4 protein-coding genes are annotated in these 2,096 nt (G+C 30.2%); all 4 read left to right on the top strand.

Annotated features, from left to right (window positions below):
- The first annotated feature begins 243 nt into the window (after nucleotides 1-243).
- The 4 genes from spxA (at nucleotide 244) to V7056_RS16115 (ending at nucleotide 2,028) form a co-directional block, all read left to right on the top strand.
- Nucleotides 244-639, top strand: a complete 396-nt coding sequence (gene spxA / locus V7056_RS16130) for a transcriptional regulator SpxA (protein WP_499703446.1) — start codon at nucleotides 244-246, stop codon at nucleotides 637-639.
- A gap of 120 nt (nucleotides 640-759) precedes the next feature.
- Nucleotides 760-1,173: an RrF2 family transcriptional regulator gene (locus tag V7056_RS16125; protein WP_499703445.1), complete on the top strand. Its 414-nt coding sequence runs from the start codon at nucleotides 760-762 to the stop codon at nucleotides 1,171-1,173.
- A 119-nt stretch (nucleotides 1,174-1,292) separates the two neighbouring features.
- A complete protein-coding gene (locus V7056_RS16120; protein WP_499703444.1) occupies nucleotides 1,293-1,628 on the top strand; it encodes an IDEAL domain-containing protein in 336 nt (111 codons plus the stop codon).
- Nucleotides 1,629-1,788: 160 nt separating this feature from the next.
- Nucleotides 1,789-2,028, top strand: coding sequence for a hypothetical protein (locus tag V7056_RS16115; RefSeq protein WP_499703443.1), 240 nt, complete (start codon nucleotides 1,789-1,791; stop codon nucleotides 2,026-2,028).
- Nucleotides 2,029-2,096: the final 68 nt, after the last annotated feature.

The following is a 2,096-nucleotide window of genomic DNA, read 5'->3' as shown; positions in this document are numbered from 1 at the left end:
ATGAGACTTCTGTTTATTGAAATATCTTTTTTGGTATTTCTTACAAGTAGAATACACAATTCATATTAAAATTCAAAAAATATAGTTGACACATTTAACTGTAAAGAATAAAATTACAGTATACTCATTTAAATTGATTATAGAGGTCAACTTAATTTGTTTAATTTGATAATACATTATTACTTTTTTACCTTAACTGTACTTTTTTTTATTACATTTTAAATATAAGGAGTGTGTAAAAGTATGGTAAATCTATATGTCACACCAAGCTGTACATCATGTCGCAAAGCAAAAGCGTGGTTAGAGGAACATCATATTGATTATAGTATTAAAAATATTATGAATGAATCACTTACACTTGAAGAGATTAAATCTATTCTTCGCATGACAGAAACTGGAACGGAAGAGATTATATCGAATAAATCAAAAACGTATCAGGAATTAAATATAAATATTGAAGCGCTCCCGCTAAATGAATTATATAAATTAATATTGAATAATCCCAAAATGTTGCGCATGCCAATAATTCAAGACGAAAAAAGATTACAGGTTGGTTATAATGAGGATGAAATTCGTAGTTTTCTTCCTCGAAAACTAAGAACAATCTCATACAATAAATTACAAAAAATAGCTAATTAATAAATAACATTAATAGTAGAAAAATGTCAGTTTTCTTGACATATATATCTGTAACACATAGTATTACAGTACTAAATAATATAATCAGAGAAAATAAAGAAAATTTTTAGGAGGCAGGCCATGAACAGTGATTTCACACTTGCCATTCATAGTTTAACTTATCTTGCGCTGCAGCCGGACCGGATGTCTACAAGTGATGCAATATCAGAGAGTGCCTGTGTCCATCCAGTACGTATTCGTAAAGTGCTTAGTTTGTTAAAAAAGCATGGATTTATAAAATCGAAAGAAGGAACTGGTGGTGGATTTATATTTGCCTTAGATTTAAATGAAGTGAATCTATGGGATATTTATATGATCACCTCTGAGGGGGCATTGCAGCCTAAGTGCCCTGAATCAAATGAAAAATGTCTTGTTGGGGCAAATATGCAAAATGTTCTTTTTAATATTTTCTTAGGTGCAGAAGAACATCTTGGTGGATATTTAAAGCAATACACTATTAAGGACATTGTCGATCATATTAAATGTGAGAAGTGAGAAGCTGAAAAGTGAAGGCTAAGCCTTCTTGTAATCTAAATGTAATAAAAAATATTACAGTTTACTTAAGTGCGGTTATGATCACAAATTTTATAACTCTAAATAAGAAGGTGGAAAAAATGAATTTAAATAATGAAACTATTTTAAAAACAGGTGACTGGGTAAAAGGTAAATCAGTGGATGGAGAATTAGTAATAGGTTTTATTGAATCACTTACTATTCTTGATGAAATAGTAAAGGTAAATGTAATAAATTCAGATAATAAAACGACTGTTGGGAAAACCATTCAAATGAGAAATAAAAACGTAAAGAAAATGCCTGATTCGAAAGTGAAAAACAAAGAACAGATTCGCTTTCTAATTGACTTGGCCCTCTCAACGGGGGATGAGGATTGGTTTAATGAGCTATCTTCTCAGTTAAACTCCATGAGGCAACTTGTTATTGGAGTTAAATAAAGATTAATCTAATTGTCTAAGTTATGTAAATTATTTCATTAATCTATATAGGTGCGGTTTTATATAAGTTCAAAAAAAGTTAAAGAAGTAATAAAGCTTATTAAACTAATTGGCGCTTTAGTTGAATAATTACTTAAAATAATTAAAGGATGATTTAATAGTGAACTATAAAAAAGTAGCTTGTTGTCCTATTTGTGATCAAGGTTGGGTAGAGATAGTAAAAGATGTTGAAACCAATGAACTTTTAGTAATGTATGATGAATGCGAGAATGAGTGGAATCAACCATCAGAGGTTAAATCTTTTACAGCAAGAACGGAAAATAACGCTAATCGTGTTACTACCCCAACAGATGAGGAGATTAAGAGCGTCAATTGGGAGAGATACATTATTAAAAACTAATATGTAATTTTACAGAGATTAATTAACTAACTGGCGCGTTAGTTGTACACCGAGAGCAGCCAATGGCT

The sequence above is a fragment of the Bacillus sp. JJ664 genome, from assembly GCF_036962205.1.
Lineage (GTDB): Bacteria > Bacillota > Bacilli > Bacillales > Bacillaceae_G > Gottfriedia.
This window is presented reverse-complemented; position numbering and strand designations above follow the sequence as displayed.

What these genes read in the sequence shown, in the direction of transcription:
- spxA (WP_499703446.1), top strand. Translation starts at nt 244, where the DNA reads ATGGTAAATCTATATGTCACACCAAGCTGTACATCATGTCGCAAAGCA.
- V7056_RS16125 (WP_499703445.1), top strand. Translation starts at nt 760, where the DNA reads ATGAACAGTGATTTCACACTTGCCATTCATAGTTTAACTTATCTTGCG.
- V7056_RS16120 (WP_499703444.1), top strand. Translation starts at nt 1,293, where the DNA reads ATGAATTTAAATAATGAAACTATTTTAAAAACAGGTGACTGGGTAAAA.